The organism is Micromonospora phytophila (assembly GCF_023656545.1).
In the GTDB taxonomy this organism is placed as follows: Bacteria; Actinomycetota; Actinomycetes; order Mycobacteriales; family Micromonosporaceae; genus Micromonospora; species Micromonospora phytophila.
On record NZ_JAMOKF010000580.1, the window covers coordinates 1 to 1,837 of the forward strand.

Genomic DNA, 1,837 nt, shown 5'->3' on the forward strand with positions numbered 1-1,837 from the left:
CGAGCTGGCCGGTCGCCCGGTGACCTGGTTCGCCAGCCGGGACGAGGCGGCCCGCCGCTACCTGCGGGTCGCCGGCCTGAACGGACTCCTCGCCCCCGACCATCCGGTGGTCGACGCCGGGTTGCGGCAGGTCGACGGCCGGTGGCGGCTGGCGATGGATCCGGCCGCGTTCGGCGTGGGCGAGCCGGACCTGCCCGCCCTGCTGGCGGCGACCGACGTGCCGGTGCTGCTGGCCCGCGGCGAGCACGACCCACTGGTCACCGACGCCCAGCTCAAGGAGCTCGGCGTTCCGGTCACCACCCTTCCCGGTCTCGGCCACAACGCCCACGTCGAGGACCCGGGGGCCGTCCTCGCCCTCGTCGACCCCTACCGCTGACCGACCCGCCCCGGCTCCTCGCCGACCGGGCGTCGCCCGTGGGCCTGCCTGGATCACCACGCCCCAGGGGTCGACGCGGCCGGGCCGGGCGGCGGGTGCCGCCCGGCCCGGCGCGGGGAAGATGTGAAGAACGTTGCCGCCAGCCCGGCCACCAACGACGGCGCCGCGCCGCTCCCGGCGGCGAGGGCCGGGGAGCGGCGCGGCGTGGTGGAACCAGGGATCAGGTGGTGGCGGGAAGCGCCGCCGGGGTCGACCCGTCGGCCGTCCGCGGCGCCGGCACCGGGCCGCCGGCGTCCAGCTCCCGCCGCGCCGCGCCGAGGAAGGCCTCGGCGTACGAGTCGGCCGGGAAGTCGCCCAGGTAACGGCTCCGGGTGGCCCACCGCGTCCCGGCCAGCGGGTCGGTGTCGAGCAGCTGCGCCAGCACCTCGTCGACGTTCGACATGTCCCGGCGCAGGACGTAGCCCGACCCGGCGAGTGGGAATTCCTCGGCGAACCGGTCGCCGGAGTCCACCATGTCGGTCACCGCGTACGGCTTGCCGGAGTAGAGGTAGTCCGAGATCACCCCGGAGACGTCGGAGACCAGGGCGTCCGAGCGGTTCACACACTCGGTCAGGGTCAGCTCCCGGCTGGCGGCGGCCCCGAAGACGTGCTGCCGGCCGGTGCGGGCCCGGTCCGCGGCGAGCAGCTCGGTCAACCGCCCCAGCTGCCGGGCCGAGGCCGGGTTCTGCGAGGTGTACGGGTGGGCCCGCAGGATCACCGTCGCGCCCCGGTCGAGCAGCCGGCGCAGCAGCGTCTCGGCCACCGGCAGCGAGCAGTAGTTCGCGTCCGCGTGGTGCCCGGTCCAGGTCGGCGTGTAGAGCACGGTCGGGTTGGCCGGGCCGTGCGTCGGCTCCGGGCGTACCTCGATCGACTCGACCTGCGGGCGGCCGACGATGACGAACTTCTCCGCCGGGATGTCCACCCCGGCGCGGGCGTACCGGTCGATCGCCGCCCGGCCGGCGACGAAGATCCGGTCGAAGATGGCCGAGACCGGGTTGGCGCTGGGGGCCTTGTCGCTGTCGCCGTGGTGCAGCTGGATGTGGGTCAGCTGGGTGAAGCGGATGCAGTGGCTGTTCTTCGCGCCATGGTTGACGTAGAACGCCACCCGCAGGCTCGGCACCAGCGCCTCGTCCATCGCCTTGAGGGTGGGGCAGTAGACCACCGGCGCGCTGGTGGCCGCCGCGACGGTGGACAGGAACTCCGGCTCGCGCAGCATCACCACGAACGGCCGACCGATCCGCTCCAGGTACGGCAGCCACATGGTGACCTGGTACTCGGAGCCGGGCGGCGCGGAGAAGTGGAGCAGGAACTCGGGCCGGTGCCGGCGCAGCGCCCGGGAGACCGCCGAACCGCCGGCCGGCGGCCGCAACCGTCGCCGGGCCAGGTCCAGCGCGACCGCGCCGGCGGCGACGCCGACCAGCA

The 1,837-nt window shown here is 75.0% G+C and carries 2 protein-coding genes; one reads left to right on the top strand and one right to left on the bottom strand.

Translation table 11 applies throughout. The features are described 5' to 3' along the window. The coding region (locus NCC78_RS31465) for an alpha/beta fold hydrolase (RefSeq protein ID WP_250799073.1) at positions 1-376 on the top strand (376 nt) is incomplete at its 5' end. A 220-nt stretch (positions 377-596) separates the two neighbouring features. Here NCC78_RS31465 and NCC78_RS31470 read toward each other — a convergent pair. Further along, positions 597-1,837 (bottom strand): CDP-glycerol glycerophosphotransferase family protein (locus NCC78_RS31470; RefSeq protein WP_250799075.1); only part of this gene is annotated, 1,241 nt, incomplete at its 5' end.